Source organism: Caloramator australicus RC3, assembly GCF_000297115.1.
Classification (GTDB): Bacteria; Bacillota; Clostridia; order Clostridiales; family Caloramatoraceae; genus Caloramator; species Caloramator australicus.
Genome location: NZ_CAKP01000066.1, coordinates 1 through 18,140, shown reverse-complemented (window position 1 = coordinate 18,140; position 18,140 = coordinate 1). Strand labels below are relative to the sequence as shown.

Below are 18,140 nucleotides of genomic sequence, written 5' to 3'. Positions count from 1 at the left end.
TTTAATATTATATCATAAATTATCCTGTAGAAAAATATTATAATTTAAATAAGATAAATTTCATTATAAATAAAGGTAAATTTTGTGATTTACATCACAAAAACTATTGTTTTAATTTTTTGTTAAATTATAATATTACTTACTTATCAATGGAAAAAAGGGTTGGGATGAGGCGATGAGAATAATAAATAACAGATATAGACTTATAAAGAAGATTTATCAAAATGATGGACTAGCTTCCTATCAAGCTATTGATATCAAAAGATCTCAAGGAGTTTTAGACTTAAATATTATTAATTTTGATTATGTTGATTGGGAATTTTATGATTTTTTAGCAGATAATTTTATTATGTTAACTTCAATTGTTCACAGTAACTTAAAAAGATTATATAGTTTTGATATTATAGAAAATAAAAACGGTAGATTGGATAAAAATTATCAATATTTCTATACTACTGAGTTTGTTGAAGATGTCCAGCCTTTAAATGTATTAGAAGGATTAGACATTGATGAAAAATTGAATCTTTTTATAGAAATTGCAAAAACAATAAACTTTCTGCATCTTAAGGGGTGTCTCTATAATTCCATTAATTTATCTAATATTAATTTTGTTAAGGTAGAAAATAAGCTTACTGTTAAATTGAATGACATAGTAACAGCAAGAATAGGTGAATTTGTAAAAACTAATAGAAGTCAAATAATTTTCAAGGCACCTGAAGTTATAGAGGGTGAAGAACATACAGTAAAGTCTGATATATATTCATTAGGGGTATTATTTTTGGTAATTTTACTGGGAGGTATAAAATTTGTTAAGATAGATGATGGATTTTCTAAGTTAAAGGATGTTTTGCCAAAAGAATATTTAGGAATTAATGATATTATTAAAAAGATGATAAAAGAAGATCCTGCAGAAAGATATGACAGTATAACAAAGGTTATAAATGATTTAAATAGTCTCTTGAATAAGAATTATATTCCATTTGAAGTGGAAGATTTGGAGAAAATTAATTTTAATATAAAGCTTTCAGGAAGAGATAAAGAAATCAAAAAGATATTCGATTCTTTTAGAAAAAATAAAGGATGTGTTTTAATATCTGGTGAAACAGGAATTGGAAAAACAAGATTATTAAAGGAATTAGAGTTTTTATTTAGATTAAAAAATATCAACTGTTTTAGCTATTATAATGAAGCTGAATCTAACAGCAGAAAAGTTTTCCTGGAAATTGCAAGAAAAATATTTTCAGAGGGTAGTGAAAATTTACAGGATGAATATAGGGAGGAATTGTTAAATACCTTTGAAGAGTTTAAAAATAGTATAATAAGTGAAGAGTTATATAATGAAAAAAATAGAATTAGAATGATAAACACGATATATAGATACATAAAAAACAAATATAAAGATGAAAGAATTGTTATTATAATCGATGATTTTAATTCCCTTGATAAATTTTCATATTTAATGGCAAAGGATATTTTAACCTCTAAAATTGCAGAACAAGCAATGTTTATAATTTCTTTTAAAAGCGATGGATTAATTAGTAATGATATAAGGGCATTAATAAACGACATAAGAAAAGAACAAAATACCATAGAAATAAAATTAAAGGGATTGTCGAAAGAGTATGCTTCGGAGATGATAAAAAATCTTTTATCTATGGGGTATACTCCAAGATTGTTTTCAAACAAAATATTTGAAATAACTTATGGTAATCCACTATTTATTGTTGAAATAATTAAGGATCTTTATCTAAGGGGAGATTTATTTATTAATAGTTCAACAGGAATTTGGAGCAGTAAATTTGATGATGATTATGACAGGATGATACTACCTAATTCAGTAGAACAAGCTATTTTTAATCAAATTAATGAACTAGATGAAGAAGATATAATCGTCCTTGAGGTTCTTTCGATATTTCAAAATGGAGTTACTACAGATGTTCTAGGTGAATTTTTAAATAAAGATAAAAATAAATTGGGTAATATTCTAAGGAGTTTAGAGAATAAAGGAATTATTATAAGCAAAATAAGCGATGAAGGAATTCTTTACGATTTACAAAATCAAATGCTTAAACGTTTAATTTACAATAGAATTGATGAGAAGGTAAAGGTAGATTTGCATCTTAAGGCAGGAAAATTTTTAGAAAAGAGCAATAGAATTTATTTGAATCCATATAGTCTCAAAGAAGAAATATTATATCACTATGAAAGGGCAAATGAAGTAGAAAAAATAATCGAATATTGTATCTATAATGCTATATTGATGAAAAGGCTAAATAATAAAAGTGATGCTATTTCGTATTATGAAAGGGCATTAAAATATTTTAAGGAAAGGGAAGCAGATTATAGAAAAGTAGATATATTAATGAGTCTCGGATATATTTACTTAGAAGTTGGAAATGTAAAGAAGGCAATTGAACTTTTCAAACAAGCAAAGCTTTGGGCCTTAAATTTAAAGGACTATAATAGTGCTATAGATTCAATGAATAAGTTGGTGGAAATATATATAAATAAAAATGATAAAAACAAAATCATAAAATCTTTAGAGGAAATAAAAAATTTATTACAGATTCATGATTATAAAAGAGGCTATCTTGAATATCAATTTAACACGGCAGTTTATTATAGAAATAATGATAAGTTAGAGGATGTTAGAAACATATGTAAGCAAGCTCTTGAAATGTGTGATGATAATTGCCCTGAAATAAAGGGAAAATTTATTAAACTTTTAGGGGATTGTTGCTATTTATCATCTGAGCCGGAAATGGCCATTGATTATTATAAAAAGGCTCTATATTATTTCGAGTTAAATGAAAGCAAACAAGAAATGATACGGGTATTAAACAATTTAAGTATTATATATTCAGATTTTTATCAGGATTATGACAATGCCTTGAATTATCTTGAAGAAATGAAAAACTTAGCAGAGAAAGAGGGGGTTGCCTTTCTAAAAGCCCTTTCACTTATTAATATTGGAGAGATAAATTATATAAAATTTAATACAACAGAAGCCTTAGAATGCTTCAGCACTGCCTTGGATATTATTGATGAATTGGGATATAAAGCATATACTTTTTATATTTATTGCTTTTTAATAGGTATTTATTTAAGACTGGGAAATTATTCTAAGGCTTATTTCTATCATTTAAAGGCTAAGGATGAGCTTAAAAATAATACTAATCAGAATATTTATGATGGCTTATATTATTATTTTAGTGCACAACTATTTTATAAATTTGGGGACATTGATAAAGCACATGAATATTTAAAGGAAGTATTAAGGATACATCAAAACAATGATATAAAAATTAAATGGGATGCAGAGGCTTTTCTATTAATTTTAAATATTTCAAAAGACTTAGAAAGACTAGACGATGTTATGGATTCGTTATCTAATATAATAAAAAAATATAAAAACAGCGTCGAAAAAATATATATCTACTATCATTTAGCTTTTAAATTTGTCAAGCTAAATAAAATTAACTTTGCGAAAAAAATATTTGATTTGATTAACGATTTTGAACTTAATGAGTTACCAGTTGGTTTGAAACTTAGAATAGAGTATCTAGATATTTTACTAAATAAAAATAAAATTCTTGCATTAGAAGAAATACTACCAAAATTAAAAGAAAATAAATTGATAGAATTAAGCATGATGGCAAACAGAATTTTAGGAGATTATTACTATAATAATAATGTTTACAAGGCAGTTAATTTCTATGCAGCTTCACTTACCTTAATGCTAAGTCTTTTGAAGGATTTGCCAGAGGAATATAAAATTAAATTTATATCGATTTCAAATTTCCATAATACATTAACTAAAATGAGCAAAATTTTAGAAATCGATATAAATGAAGAGGAGAGTTTAGAACTTAACAAATTAACTGAATATGCAGACCATTTAATTAGTTCCCAAATTAATAATTTAAAAGGAAATACAATACAAAAAATAAAATCTAGTTTTAAAGAGGAATTAAACTTAAATATTAGCAATATTAATGATTTATTAAATAAAATTACACTAGATTCAAACAGTGATATTTTATTAATAATGAAATATATGTCCTATATTACCCTAGCAACAAATTATCTATTAATTACTGATTCTAAAAATCCGGAAATACTTGTAAGCAAAGAAAAAGTTGACATCAATAATTATAGTTTAATTATCGATAAAGCTAAAAGATTAGAAAAATCCATTATTGTAAAAAAATCAGATGAATACGGCAATGTTGTTAACTGGATTTGTATCCCTTTAATAAAAAATAAAAGAAAAGATAAGTTTAGAATTTCTACATATGACATAAAAAGAAACTATGGATATGTAATTTTAGAAACTGATAAGATTATTAATAATTTTTCGGAGGAGGCTATAGAAGAATGTAAGCCTTTAGTAAACTTACTAATAGGGTATATTGAAAATATTAATATTATTAATACGGCTATAATAGACAAGTTAACATCTGCCTATACAAGAAAGATGTTAGACGATCTATTAGATGAAAATATAGAAAATGCAGAATTGAATAGTGGATTTTTTTCAGTTGTAATGATAGATATAGATAACTTTAAAAAGATAAATGATAAATACGGACATTTACTTGGAGATAAAATATTAAAAAAACTAGGTGAAGTTGTAAAATCCAATATAAGAAAAAACGATTTGTTTTTTAGATATGGCGGTGAAGAGTTTTTGATACTATTGCCTGATACCAATAAACATGATGCCCTGAATTTAGCGGAGAGGATTAGAAAAAAGATGGAAACAAGTTTATTTGTAGATGGAAGGGCAGTAACTGCAAGTTTTGGTATAGCATCCTTTCCGGATGATGCTGAGTGGAAGGAGGAACTTTTAGAAAAGGCGGATAAGGCATTATATGTAGCAAAAGAAAGAGGAAAGAATAGATGTGAATTATGGGATGAAACCTTTGAGCAAAAAGGAAGAGTTACTGATAAATTAAGCGGGTTTTTAACAGGAAACGACCTTAGGGATACCACTAAAATATTGACTATGATTGAACTAACGGAACTAATAAAAGAAAATTTAAGCAAAGAGGAGATTGTTTTTAAGTTTTTAGGAAGACTTTTAGACTCTTCTGAGGGTAGATATGCGGGTATACTTTTTCTTGAGGATGGAAAGATATATAATCAACTTTGGAGGAAGGTTAATGACGATAACTGGATTAAATTTAACAACATTAATACTAGATTGTTGAATAAAGTTTTAAAGGAACAAAAAGGTTTTTATGGTATTGACTGGGATGAAGTATTCGAGTATGATGTTGTTAAGAATGTTCCTTTGTTTTATTCAGTAATGTTAGTTCCGATTGTGAAGGATAAGGTTTTAAAGGGGATCATATACATTTTAGCACCATCAAATGACAAGGAATATAAATTTGAAGATTACAATTATGTAAGCGTTTTAGCTAATATATTAGCTATGTTATTATAAAATCAGAAGGAGATTTTCCTTCTGATTCATATTATAAAGGAAGGTGTATTTATGATTATAATTAACAATGTTTCAAAGACCTATGCGAGGGGAAGGGTAAAGGCTGTTAACAGTATTAATCTTGAGGTAAAAAAGGGAGAAATATTTGGATTTTTAGGACCTAACGGTGCTGGAAAAACAACGACAATAAAAATGATAACAGGAATCCTAAAACCTGATGAAGGGCAAATATTTATAAATGGGATTAATGTAGTAAGTGAGCCGATTAAGGCAAAAAAGCAGATAGGATTTGTTCCTGATAATCCTGAAATTTTTAATAGACTAACAGGTATTGAGTATTTAAATTTTATTGCAGATATTTATGAGGTAGACGGTAAACAAAGATATAAAAAAATAAATGAACTTGCGGAGATTTTTGAAATAAAAGACGCCTTAAACTCAAGTATTGGTAGTTATTCCCATGGAATGAAACAAAAATTGATAATAATAGGTGCTTTAATTCACAATCCCCCTGTATGGATTTTAGATGAACCTCTTGTAGGACTAGATCCCAAGGCTGCTTTTCTATTAAAGGAAATGATGAAAAAACATGCTGATAATGGAAATACTGTATTTTTTTCAACGCATATCATGGAGGTTGCAGAAAGGCTTTGTGATAGGATAGGGATAATAAAAAAGGGTGAGATAATATTTACTGGAACGATTGATGAGCTAAGACAAATAAGAGAAGAAAATGATAGCCTTGAAAATTTATTCTTGGAGTTGGTAGATAATGAATAAAGCAATTTCAACAGTAAAATTTTATATTAATTCGGTTTTTGGATTTAGTGGGTTAGTTAGGGATTTAAAATATAATAAGAAGAAAGCGGTTAAGACTTTAGGATTGTTGGGACTAATATTGTATTCTTTTTCAGGATTGATAGCCATGTTTACAGCCTTCAATTTAAAAATGTATGATCTTCTTAAGCCTATTAATCAGCAGGGGCTTGTGGTATTAAATACCATTATTATTTCAACAGCCTTTACATTTTTTATAGGGATATTAACTGTAATTGCAACTTATTTTCTCAATCAAGAGGGTGACATAATACTATCCTTGCCATTAAAAGCTTGGAATTTATTTCTTGCTAAATTTACAATTAGCTTTCTTTCAGAAGCCTTATTTGCGTTTGTTATAATGGCAACGGGAATAATAGTCTATGGCATAAAAAATGGTGAAGGGGTTTTATATTATATAAATTCTTTATTAATAACTTTAACTATTCCGATTATTCCTCTTGTAATAGGATATTTTATAATAACTCCTATTATGAAGTTTGGTAAACTTTTAAAAAAGAAGGATTTTGTAATGTATATATCTGGATTTTTAGCATTAGGTCTTGGAGTTCTTTTTCAGTATTTTACTAATCAAATGACTAATTTTGATAAAAATCCAGAGCTTATTATGCAAAAATTAACTGCACCAAATGGTTTGATCGATTTAACAAGCAAGTTATATTATCCAGCTGCAATTGCAGCAAAGGCTATCATAAATAATGGAACATTAGAAAGTTTTGTTTATTTATTGATTTTTATTGCAATTGCTGTTGGTGCTTTGGTTTTATTGTTAACTACTATGTCTAATATTTATTATGATACTTTAATTGGGAGCACAGAAGTCCAAAAAAATGTTAAAAGAATGGATGAAAAGGAACTAAAGAAAACGACAATAAAGAGAAATTTACTTATAACATTTATTGATAGAGAATTGAAACTGATGAATAGAGAGCCAGTGTATTTTATAAATGGGCCGATGGTAATATTTCTATTGCCGATAATTATGGGTGCATCCCTATTCTTTCAAAATAATTCTATTTTATTCATTATTAAAAAGTTGATGAATCATCCTGATTTTTCATACTATTTGAATTTAATTTCGATAGGGATTATAGTTTTTCTAGGGGCTTCAACAAGTATAGCTGCAACATGTATATCAAGGGAGGGAAGAGCCTTTGAATTTATAAAATCCCTTCCGATAAATCCTAAATTATATATAACTGCAAAGATTATCCACGGTTTAATGTTTGGAATTTTAGCTGCAGCTATTATTTTGATAATGGACATAGCCTTCTTTAAAATTGATACAATAAGCTTATTAATAATTTTAATAACCTCTATCATAATTCTTACGATGATTTTTATTTTAGAAGTTTTTGCTGAATTAAAATGGCCTAAGCTAAATTGGGATAATCCACAAAAGGCAATAAAGCAAAACATAAATGGAGTTGTGGGAATTTTTGGAACCATGGGAATTGTAGGATTATTTGGTGCTCTTATTGTAAAATTTAATATTAAAAGCAATGGACTTTTAATAGCTTTGATAGTTATACCGCTTATTATATCAGTGATTTTGTATCAAAAACTTTTAAGCTATGCAGATAAAAGATTTTATGAAATAGAAATATAAATTAAGCTCTAAGGAAATTTTTAGCCTTAGAGCTTAATTTTTATAGATAATAGGTGTAAACGAAAGATATATATTAATATATGGCTTTTTTTAGTCAATATTAAAAAAACAGGAATAAAAAACAGAATTATTAAGTTTGTTGCTTTTTTTAAGGAGGTATAGAATAGATTTCAGATGACTTTCAGAAAGGTAGAAGGAAGGGATAAGATGACAAAGAATTATTGGATAGGGGTTGATGTAGGTTCAACAACAGTAAAGGTAGTGGTTTTAAATGATAATGATAATATAGTTTTTAGTAGGTATAAACGACATTTTGCTGACGTTTTAAATACGATAAAGGAAATTTTTTATGAATTAGAACAGATGCTTAATAAGGCTACAGCAAGAATAGTTATAACAGGCTCAGCAGGAATAGGAATAGCAAATTGGCTTAATATTCCCTTTGAGCAGGAGGTTATAGCATCAACAAAGGCGGTTGAAAAATTTATTCCTGAAACGAGTGTTGCTATTGAACTAGGTGGAGAGGATGCTAAAATTACATATTTCGATGGTAATTTAGAACAAAGAATGAACGGAAGCTGTGCAGGTGGAACGGGCGCATTTATAGATCAGATGGCCGCTCTTTTAAAAACTGATGCTATGGGGCTTAATGAACTGTCAAAAATGCATAAAATAATTTATCCTATAGCATCAAGATGTGGAGTGTTTGCTAAAACAGATATTCAAGCTCTTATAAATGAAGGTGCAAAAAAGGAGGATATTGCAGCATCGATTTTTCAGGCTGTTGTAAATCAAACTATTGCAGGCCTAGCAGCAGGAAGAAAAATAAAAGGAAAAGTTGCTTTTTTAGGAGGACCTTTGTTTTTTTTAAGTGAACTTAGAAAAAGATTTATAAAAACCCTTAATTTAATAGAAGATGAAGTTATAATTCCGGAGAATTCGCATCTTTTTGTAGCACTTGGTGCTGCTCTACTTTCTAAGGAAAAGGCACCGGTTAATTTAGAGAAGGTAATAGATAAGATTAATAATGGTAGTTTTGGTTCAAAGGAAGTAGGCCTTCTTAGACCTCTTTTTATAACTGAAAAAGAGTATCATGATTTTAAAAGAAGGCATGATAAGCATAGAATAAAACGAAAGGACTTAAATGATTTTTCAGGAGGATGTTTTTTAGGTATAGATGCTGGTTCGACTACTACAAAGGCGGTTTTAATAGATGAAGAAGACAATTTATTATATAGCTATTATTCAAGCAATGAAGGAAATCCTTTAAAATCTGTGATAAATGTTTTAAAAGATATTTATAGTAAATTACCAAAGGATGCTTATATAGCAAACTCCTGCATAACTGGTTATGGAGAGGGACTCATTAAAACAGCCCTATCAATAGATGAAGGTGAAGTTGAAACTATTGCCCACTATAAGGCAGCAGAAAAGTTCTTAAATGGGGTAGATTTTATCCTGGATATTGGTGGACAAGATATGAAGTGCATAAAAGTTAAGGATGGGGTAATTGAAGGCATAATTTTAAATGAGGCCTGCTCTTCAGGATGTGGCTCATTTATTGAATCCTTTGCTAAATCTTTAGGGATGGATGTTGAAACATTTTCAAAGGAAGCCTTCTTTGCTAAAAAGCCAGTTGACTTAGGCTCAAGATGCACAGTATTCATGAATTCTAAAGTTAAACAGGCACAAAAAGAGGGAGCGACAATTGGGGATATTTCTGCTGGGTTATCCTATTCGGTTATTAAAAATGCTCTTATGAAGGTAATAAAGATAAGGAACATAGATGATCTTGGTGAAAAAATAATACTTCAAGGGGGAACATTTTATAATGATGCGGTATTAAGGGCTTTTGAAATAATATCAGGAAAAGATATAGTAAGGCCTGATATAGCAGGGCTTATGGGAGCCTTTGGAGCTGCATTGATTGCAAAGGAAAGATATCAAGAAGGGGCAAGGTCAAAGATATTAAATTTAGAAGAATTAAATAGATTTCAAGTAGAACAATCCTTTACAAGATGTAAATTGTGCAGCAATAACTGTTTTTTAACTATTAGCACTTTTAAAGATGGGAGAAAATTTGTAACAGGGAATAGATGCGAAAGAGGAGCTGGAAACTTTATTGCAAAAAAAGAGGTGCCTAATCTTTATGAATATAAGAATAACAGACTATTTGATTATAAAGCCTTAAAAAATGCACCAAGGGGTAAAATCGGAATACCAAGGGTATTAAATATTTATGAAAATTATCCTCTTTGGCATACTTTTTTCACTGCTTTAGGCTTTGAAGTGGTGTTATCAGACAAGACTACTAAGAAGCTTTATGAGGATGGAATGGAAACAATACCATCAGATACTATATGTTATCCTGCAAAGGTTGTTCACGGTCATATTATGAACTTAGTTAAAAAGGGAGTTGACATTATATTTTATCCATCTGTTGTTTATGAGAAAAAAGAATTTAATGAAGCGGACAATCACTATAATTGCCCTATAGTTACTTCATATTCTGAGGTTATAAAAAACAACATGGATGTAATAAAGGAGAAAAATATTAAGTTTTTAAATCCCTTTATAAGTTTAGATAATTATAAAATGTTAAGGAAGGTTTTGTTTGAGACTTTTGAAGGATTTAATATTTCTTTAGCTGAACTTGATAATGCATTAGCATTAGGTTTAAAAGAACTTGAAAATTTTAAAAATGATATTAGAAAAAAAGGAGAGGAAACCTTAGAATACATCAAAAAAGAGGGGATTAGGGCTATAGTTCTTGCAGGAAGACCTTATCATATAGATCCTGAAATAAATCATGGGATAGCTAACATAATAACTTCATTTAATGCTGCGGTTTTAACTGAGGATTCTGTGGACCACTTAGGTGAAGTTAAAAATAGGCTTAGGGTTGTTGACCAGTGGACATATCATTCAAGACTATATAGAGCAGCGTATTTTGTTTCAAAACATGATAATATAGATCTTATTGAATTAAATTCCTTCGGATGTGGTCTCGATGCAATTGTAACTGATCAGGTTAAAGAAATATTGGAAAATAGAGGAAAGATATATACTTCAATTAAAATCGATGAAGGAACAAACCTAGGAGCAATTAAAATAAGAATTAGAAGCCTTTTTGCAGCACTAGAGGAAAGAAAAAGGAAAAATCAAAAAAGTGAAATCAAATATAATGTTGAAAGCAAAGTGGTATTTACCAAGGAAATGAAAAAGAAATATACTATTTTAGCTCCACAAATGTCACCTGTTCACTTTGAAATTCTTGAAAAGGCCTTTGAATTTAGCGGTTATAAACTTGAAGTATTGCCATCTGTTGATGCAAATGCAATTGATGAGGGGTTAAGATATGTAAATAATGATGCATGCTATCCTGCAATCGTCGTTATAGGGCAGATTATAAATGCCTTAAAGTCAGGCAAATATGATTTAAATTCTACTGCAGTTATAATGAGTCAGACGGGAGGAGGATGCAGAGCTACAAATTATATAAGCTTACTGAAAAAAGCCTTAAAGGATGCAGGCCTTTCTAATATTCCTATTTTATCTTTAAATGCGAAGGGATTAGAAAAACATCCAGGATTCAAAATAACACCTATCTTACTTCATAGGGGACTTATGGCAGTTTGCTATGGAGATTTATTAATGAGACTCATATTAAGAACAAGGCCCTATGAAAAAATTAAGGGTTCTACAGAACTTTTATATGAAAAATGGAAGAAAAAAATAATTGAGAATATAAAATCCTGTAGCTTAAAAGATTTTAAAAAGAATGTTTGGGAAGTAGTTGAGGAATTTGATAATATAGAAATTGCTAAGATAAAAAAGCCAAGGGTTGGAGTTGTAGGAGAAATTCTAGTAAAGTATCATCCTACAGCAAATAATCAAATAGTTAAGCTACTAGAAGAAGAAGGAGCAGAGGTAGTTGTCCCTGATCTTGCAGATTTTCTTCTTTATTCTGCTTATGATGAAGAATTTAAATATCATAATCTTACTGGGGATCTTAAAGCAAGATTAGGAGGTTTATTATCAATAAAAGTTATTGAACTTTATAGAAGAGAAATAAGGAAGGCACTTAATGAAAGTAAAAGATTTACTCCTCCATCCACTATAGAGGAAAAGGCAAACCTTGCAAAAACTCTACTTTCCCTTGGTAATATGACTGGAGAGGGATGGTTTTTAACTGGTGAGATGATGGAGCTGATTGAAAATGATGTGCCCAATATCGTATGCCTTCAGCCCTTTGGATGCTTGCCCAATCATATCGTAGGAAAAGGCATGATAAAAGAATTAAGAAGAAGATATCCACAGTCCAATATTGTAGCAATAGACTATGACCCAGGTGCAAGTGAAGTAAATCAAATCAACAGAATTAAATTAATGTTGTCAAATGCATATAAAAATTTAGAGAAGAAAGACGATAATATAAACGTAAATAATTTTGAAAATTATAGAATGATTAAAGCAGATACGGGGGGCAAACTATGAAAAAAACAACTACAAAAGAAAAGATATGGTTTTTAGTAATTTCAATAATAGTGCTATTTAGTATTGTCATTAATGGAATTGTTTATGTAGAGTTTACTAGAGCGTTAACTCGAGGGATGCTAAGGCAAACGGCTAATCTTGCTCTTGAGATTTTTGATTTTCAATACCCAGGTTCCTGGAGGGTTTCCTATGGGGAGCTTTACAAGGGAAGCCATAAGATAAATTATGATTTTTCTTCAGTTGATAACTTGAAGAAAAAAGCAGATATTGAATGTTCGATCTTTTTATATGACACAAGAGTTACGACAACAATTGAAGAAAATGGTATGAGGATTGTTGGAAGTAAGGTCGATAATAAAGTTATAGAAGAAGTAATTAAAAAGGGTAAAGATTATGTTGGGGATATAAAGTTAAAGCAAAAAACATACCAAGGTATATATATTCCTATAAAGGATACAAGCCAAACTCCCATTGGTATGTTCTTTGTGGGGCTTGACAAGGAAAAAATAGATAAATTAGTTATGCCTGTTGTTAAAGCTCTTGTGTTGTTTACTTTAGCTTTGGTTGTTGTTTTATCGATTCTTATTATGATATTTATGGATAGAATAATAATTAATCCACTGCAGTCTACCAAGCAAATATTAGATGTAATTGCAAAGGGTGACCTAACGGCAAATATAGAAGAAAGGTATTTAAAAAGACGTGATGAAATAGGAGAAATATCAAAGGCTATAGTCTCTTTAAAACAATCTTTAGTGGGTATTATAAGCAAGATAAATGAAAATGCAAATTCAGTAAAGACTTCCTCAAGGGAACTTGTTTCAGTAGCTGAAGAAATGGCTGCATCTTCAGAACAGGTTTCTTCCTCAATTTCTCAGGTTGCAACCGCTACGGAAAATGAAAACTTAGAAGTTGCACAGGTTGTAAGGCTTTTTGAATCCTTTGGAGAAAAGATAGACAAAATGTATTCTAAGCTAAAGGAAGTAAAAGAAGGAGCAGAGGATACATCCTATAAGGCAAATGAAGGTAAGGATGAATTGGATGGACTATTAAGGGCAATAAATGGAATTAAGCAATCCTTTGAAGTTGTTACAACTAAGTTACAAACTTTATCAAGCTCCTTTAATCAGATTGAAAATATAGTTGATATAATAAATAATATTTCTGAACAAACAAATCTTTTAGCGCTAAATGCAGCAATTGAAGCCGCAAGGGCTGGTGAAGCTGGAAGGGGCTTTGCAGTTGTAGCCGATGAAGTAAGAAAACTTGCTGAAGAATCTAAAAAGTTTTCAGATGAAATAAGAAATATTATAAGAGGGCTAGGTGAAGAAGCAAAGGATGTTTACTCTGCAGCTGAAGAAGTTGATAAATTTATTAATGAACAAATCACAACTGTTGATAGAACGGCTGAGAAGTTAGAAGGAATAATACATTCAATACAAAATACAGTTCCTTTAATTGAAGACGCATATGTCTTTTTAAATGAAACAGTAAACGATAAAGATGGTGTTCTTTCAAGTGTTGAGAATCTAAGTGCTATAATTCAAGAAACTTCAGCTTCAGTTGAGGAAATATCAGCAACGTCTGAGGAGATGTCATCATTATCTTCAAAGGTTGCAGATTCTGCACAAAACTTAAGTAGTATGATGGATGCTTTAGTTGAAGATGTAAAACAGTTTAAACTATAAAGGTGCCAAAGGGCACCTTTTGTAATTTTAGTTTTGTTTTTGGTTATAAATATAACTGTAAGGGGTGATTATAGTGAAAGAAATTGATAAAGCAAGGGAAGCTATTAAAAATGCCCAATATATTGTTTTCTTTGGTGGGGCTGGAACATCTACAGAATCAGGAATACCAGACTTTAGAGGTGACAAGGGCTTATACAAAAAAACATTTATGGGATATAATCCGGAAGAAATATTGCATATAGATTTTGTCCTTAAGCATCCTAAAATATTTTATTCCTTTTTACAGGAGAAACTATCCTTTGATGTTGAACCTAATGATGGACATAGGGCATTAGCTGAGCTTGAAAAATTAGGTAAATTAAAAGCTATAATTACTCAAAACATAGATGGACTACACCAGAAGGCTGGATCTAAGGAAGTTGTAGAACTTCATGGCAGTTTAAGAGAATATTACTGTATGGGATGCGGCAGGGAGGATGATAAATTTTTTATATGTGACTGTGGAGGGATAGTAAGGCCTAATATAATTCTATATGGTGAAGTCCTAGATCCAGACAAAATATCAAGGGCTGTCTATCATATTAAGAAGGCGGATGTTTTAATAGTTGCAGGAACAAGTTTAACCGTTTATCCAGCAAATTCTCTTTTAGATTATTTTAATGGAGATGAGGTTATTTTTATAAACACAAGTCCAACACCATATGATTCTATGGCAACTATAATAATTAGAAAACCTTTTTCAATAGCGATGAAGGAGATCATGTCCTTTTAAAATGTAGTTCTGTATTTATCCATGATTTTTCCAAATATTTCACCAGTAGTTGGAGGAGTATAGGTTATTGCGTTTGCACCAGCCTTTATTGTTTCCCTTATTGTTTCGTCACTCGGGCCTCCTGTTGCTATAATGGGCACATGGGGGAACTCCTCCCTTATCCTTCTTACGATGTTAGGTGTATTAGCAGCTCCTGAAACATTGAAAATGCTTGCACCAGCCTCTATCCTTCCTCTGAAGTCTTCCTTTTCAGAAACCACCGTGACTACTATAGGTATATCTATTTCTTCCCTCATAGCTTTTATTAATTCATTTGGTGTTGGTGCGTTTACTACAACGCCAATTGCACCTTGGAATTCAACATGTCGTGCGATTCTTATTGCCCTTTTTCCAGTAGTTATGCCTCCGCCTACACCACAAAATACTGGAACTTCAGAAACGTTAAGTATAGCCTCTGCAATAACCGGCTGTGGAGTAAAGGGATAAACGGCAATTACTGCATCTGCGTTTGTATTTCTAATGATTGCGACATCGGTTGAAAATATTAAAGACTTAATTCTTCTACCAAATACTATAATACCACTTGCTTCCCTTATAACCTGGGGAACTTCAATAATGTTATTGCGCAATATACCCTTTATTTCTGGAATATATTTATCCGGCATATTCATTCCTCCCATTTTTAGCCTTTTTGATATTTTATACCAACTTTAAAATTAAATAAAGAAAAAAATTATAACAAACTTCTACATGGAATATTTACTTTACTATTACAATATGATAATATGATTATATAATCATATCAGATTGTAGACAAACTCTCATTGGTGTTTAGACTTTGCAAGAGCCCCGTGAATGGATTTCAAAAAGGCATCTCTCATAAGCTCTAGCAATTCTTGCTTTTCGACTTTTCAAAAGTCCGTAATTCTGCACACGGACGTGCAGAGCCGAGTGGCCGACACGGATGTCGGCTCACGAGGGTAGGACTTTTGAAAACAAAGAAAAGCTTAGAATTGCTTAGCGAAATGAGCGAATGCCAAGGAAATCCTTCACGGGGCTTATCAAAAAACAACTTTTTCAACAGTCTGAATATGATTATATAATCATATAACAAAGAGGTGCTTTTATGGAACTTGTAGAGATATTAAAAGAAGTTGCAGATGAAACGCGACTTAGAATATTAAACCTTTTAAAAGGTGAAGAGCTTTGCGTCTGTGAAATTGAAAAATTACTTAATCTAACTCAATCGAATGCATCAAGACATCTTACAAGATTGAGTAGAAGCAAGATGATAACTGGAACCAAAAAACAGCAATATGTTTACTATAGGTTAAATGAAGAAATATTAAATAAATATCCATTTTTAAAGGAATTACTATTCCATGAAACAGAAAAGGTTAAAAAGCTGAAGGAAGAATATGAAAACCTTTTAAAATTTAAAGCCCAAGGTAAAGGCTGTGATAATTTAGATTAAGGAGGATTTTTATGAGAATTGCAGTTATTTCAGACATTCACAGCAATTTATTAGCCCTAAAGGCTGTATTAGAAGATATAAAGAAAAGGGGGGTTGACATTACAGTTTGCACAGGGGATTTAGTTGGATACTGCACTTATCCTAATGAGGTAATTGAACTTTTAAGGGAAAAAAATATTCTAACGATTATGGGAAATTACGATGATGCAGTTGGCTATGAAAAGTTTATTTGTGGTTGTGACTATCCAGATCCAAAGGATATGGAGAATGCCTCTATTTCGTTAAATTATACAATTGAAACGGTAACTGAAGAAAATAAAAGATTTTTAAGGGAACTTCCATTAGAAATGGTTTTAAAATTTGAGGGTAAGAATATTATGTTTGTTCATGGAAGCCCAAGAAGAATTAACGAATATTTAAAGGAGAATTCTAAGGAAGCAGAAGAGGTTATGGGCGAGTTTAAATATGATGCTTTAGTTTGTGGACATACACATATTCCTTATGTTAAGAAATATAAAGATAAATATCTTATAAATGCAGGTAGCGTTGGAAAGCCCAAAAACGGAAGTCCAAATGCTAACTATATTATAATAAACGTAGGGGAAGAGTTAGATGTTGAAATCCATTCTGTTCCTTATAATTATGAAACTGTTGCAGAAGAAATTTTAAAAAATGGACTTCCAGAAAAGTTCGCTGAAAATATAAGAACAGGAAAAGCATAATTAAGGGGGAGTTTTTATGGCTAAAAAGGGTTTAAGTTTATTCGAAAGATATTTAAGTATATGGGTTGCACTTTGTATCGTCGCTGGAGTCTTAATTGGACAGTATATTCCATCCATTCCCAAATTTCTAAGTAGAATGGAATATGCTCATGTATCAATTCCAGTTGCAATTTTAATTTGGCTTATGATTTATCCTATGATGCTTAAAATTGACTTTTCAAGCGTTAAAAAGATAGGGCAAAAACCAAAGGGACTTATTGTAACTTGGGTTACAAACTGGCTTATAAAACCCTTTACAATGTATTTAATTGCATATTTCTTTTTAAAAATAGTATTTAAAGCGTATATTCCTGAAAACCTATCGACAGAATACCTTGCAGGTGCAGTATTGCTTGGTGCGGCACCATGCACAGCAATGGTGTTCGTATGGAGCTATTTAACAAACGGAGATCCAGCCTATACGCTTGTTCAAGTTGCAACAAACGACCTTATAATTTTATTTGCATTTACACCAATTGTTGCATTTTTACTTGGGGTTTCTAATGTAAGGGTTCCATATGATACATTAATACTTTCAACAATATTATTTGTGGTAATTCCATTGACCTTTGGATACTTTACAAGAAAAAGAGTAATAGCCAACAAGGGAATAGATTATTTTGAAAACGTATTTTTAAAGAAGTTTGATAATATAACTATAATCGGACTTTTATTGACACTAGTGATTATATTCTCATTCCAAGGTGAAATAATTGTAAATAATCCATTCCACATACTTTTAATAGCTGTTCCACTTACAATTCAAACCTTTTTAATATTCTTCATAGCTTATGGCTGGTCAAAGGTTTGGAAGCTTCCACACGATATTGCAGCACCAGCAGCTATGATTGGAGCAAGCAACTTCTTTGAGCTTGCAGTTGCAGTTGCAATATCCTTATTCGGACTTACATCTGGAGCAGCCCTTGCGACGGTTGTAGGTGTTTTAACAGAAGTTCCAATCATGTTAACATTAGTTAGAATTGCTAATGCTACAAGAGGGTATTTTGAAGCACATAAATAATTATAAAAAAGTCCCATGCTATGTATAAAAAG

10 protein-coding genes are annotated in these 18,140 nt (G+C 30.5%); 9 read left to right on the top strand and 1 reads right to left on the bottom strand.

Features of this window, described 5'->3' with window-relative positions:
• The first annotated feature begins 175 nt into the window (after nt 1-175).
• The 6 genes from CAAU_RS06030 (at nt 176) to CAAU_RS06005 (ending at nt 14,852) form a co-directional block, all read left to right on the top strand.
• Nucleotides 176-5,449: a diguanylate cyclase gene (locus tag CAAU_RS06030; RefSeq protein WP_008908538.1), complete on the top strand. Its 5,274-nt coding sequence runs from the start codon at nt 176-178 to the stop codon at nt 5,447-5,449.
• A 51-nt stretch (nt 5,450-5,500) separates the two neighbouring features.
• Nucleotides 5,501-6,229 (top strand): ABC transporter ATP-binding protein, encoded by a 729-nt coding sequence (locus tag CAAU_RS06025; RefSeq protein WP_008908537.1) that lies wholly within the window; start codon nt 5,501-5,503, stop codon nt 6,227-6,229.
• Nucleotides 6,222-7,895: a putative ABC transporter permease subunit gene (locus tag CAAU_RS06020; RefSeq protein WP_008908536.1), complete on the top strand. Its 1,674-nt coding sequence runs from the start codon at nt 6,222-6,224 to the stop codon at nt 7,893-7,895. Before CAAU_RS06025 ends, CAAU_RS06020 begins: the two co-directional genes overlap by 8 nt.
• A 207-nt stretch (nt 7,896-8,102) precedes the next feature.
• Nucleotides 8,103-12,392, top strand: a complete 4,290-nt coding sequence (locus tag CAAU_RS06015; RefSeq protein ID WP_008908535.1) for a 2-hydroxyacyl-CoA dehydratase — start codon at nt 8,103-8,105, stop codon at nt 12,390-12,392.
• Nucleotides 12,389-14,080 carry a methyl-accepting chemotaxis protein gene (locus CAAU_RS06010; protein WP_008908534.1) on the top strand — a complete coding sequence of 564 codons (1,692 nt, stop codon included), beginning with the start codon at nt 12,389-12,391 and terminating at the stop codon, nt 14,078-14,080. The genes CAAU_RS06015 and CAAU_RS06010 overlap by 4 nt, the downstream gene beginning before the upstream one ends.
• A gap of 73 nt (nt 14,081-14,153) precedes the next feature.
• Entirely contained in the window at nt 14,154-14,852 is a 699-nt protein-coding gene (locus CAAU_RS06005; RefSeq protein WP_008908533.1) for an NAD-dependent protein deacylase, read from the top strand.
• Here CAAU_RS06005 and CAAU_RS06000 read toward each other — a convergent pair.
• On the bottom strand, nt 14,849-15,517 hold the full coding sequence (locus CAAU_RS06000) for a beta/alpha barrel domain-containing protein (RefSeq protein WP_008908532.1): 669 nt from the start codon (nt 15,515-15,517) through the stop codon (nt 14,849-14,851). The genes CAAU_RS06005 and CAAU_RS06000 overlap by 4 nt on opposite strands.
• A gap of 461 nt (nt 15,518-15,978) precedes the next feature.
• Here CAAU_RS06000 and CAAU_RS05995 point away from each other — a divergent pair, with 461 nt between their 5' ends.
• From CAAU_RS05995 to arsB, 3 genes are read left to right on the top strand one after another with little or no spacing between them, the layout of a single operon-like run.
• Nucleotides 15,979-16,326, top strand: a complete 348-nt coding sequence (locus CAAU_RS05995; RefSeq protein ID WP_008908531.1) for an ArsR/SmtB family transcription factor — start codon at nt 15,979-15,981, stop codon at nt 16,324-16,326.
• Between the two features lie 11 nt (nt 16,327-16,337).
• Nucleotides 16,338-17,048, top strand: a complete 711-nt coding sequence (locus tag CAAU_RS05990; RefSeq protein WP_008908530.1) for a metallophosphoesterase family protein — start codon at nt 16,338-16,340, stop codon at nt 17,046-17,048.
• A 16-nt stretch (nt 17,049-17,064) separates the two neighbouring features.
• Nucleotides 17,065-18,108, top strand: coding sequence for an ACR3 family arsenite efflux transporter (gene arsB / locus CAAU_RS05985; RefSeq protein ID WP_008908529.1), 1,044 nt, complete (start codon nt 17,065-17,067; stop codon nt 18,106-18,108).
• The last annotated feature ends 32 nt before the right edge of the window (nt 18,109-18,140 follow it).

Coding starts and splice junctions, on each gene's coding strand:
- CAAU_RS06025 (WP_008908537.1), top strand. CDS start 5,501: ATGATTATAATTAACAATGTTTCAAAGACCTATGCGAGGGGAAGGGTA.
- CAAU_RS06015 (WP_008908535.1), top strand. CDS start 8,103: ATGACAAAGAATTATTGGATAGGGGTTGATGTAGGTTCAACAACAGTA.
- CAAU_RS05995 (WP_008908531.1), top strand. CDS start 15,979: ATGGAACTTGTAGAGATATTAAAAGAAGTTGCAGATGAAACGCGACTT.
- CAAU_RS06030 (WP_008908538.1), top strand. CDS start 176: ATGAGAATAATAAATAACAGATATAGACTTATAAAGAAGATTTATCAA.
- arsB (WP_008908529.1), top strand. CDS start 17,065: ATGGCTAAAAAGGGTTTAAGTTTATTCGAAAGATATTTAAGTATATGG.
- CAAU_RS05990 (WP_008908530.1), top strand. CDS start 16,338: ATGAGAATTGCAGTTATTTCAGACATTCACAGCAATTTATTAGCCCTA.
- CAAU_RS06010 (WP_008908534.1), top strand. CDS start 12,389: ATGAAAAAAACAACTACAAAAGAAAAGATATGGTTTTTAGTAATTTCA.
- CAAU_RS06020 (WP_008908536.1), top strand. CDS start 6,222: ATGAATAAAGCAATTTCAACAGTAAAATTTTATATTAATTCGGTTTTT.
- CAAU_RS06000 (WP_008908532.1), bottom strand. CDS start 15,517: ATGCCGGATAAATATATTCCAGAAATAAAGGGTATATTGCGCAATAAC.